The organism is Martelella sp. FLE1502 (assembly GCF_053484255.1).
Genome location: NZ_JBAKFQ010000084.1, coordinates 1 through 225 on the forward strand (window position 1 = coordinate 1; position 225 = coordinate 225).

Here is a 225-nt window from a genome sequence, read left to right on the forward strand (position 1 = left end):
TTTGCGGCTGCACCGGTTCGCCGGCAAATGGGCCGTTGTGTACCAGATAGCTGCCGAAACAACGGGCCAGCTCGTCGGTCAGGACCTGCTTTTCCTGTACAAGCAGCTGCTGGCCCAAGGGGCCGGCAAACCAGTCGGACGCCTGGTTGATCATCGACAGCCAATGGTCGCTGGCTTGAGTGGACGGTCGCTCGTTCATCGCTCGGCTCCGTTTTCCCGCGGGCT

Annotated in this window: 1 protein-coding gene; it reads right to left on the minus strand. The window is 62.2% G+C overall.

The genetic code is table 11. The features are described 5' to 3' along the window. Positions 1-199, minus strand: a 199-nt coding sequence (locus V6767_RS22775) for a hypothetical protein (RefSeq protein ID WP_448475520.1), incomplete at its 3' end; no start/stop codon positions are given. Between the last annotated feature and the right edge of the window lie 26 nt (positions 200-225).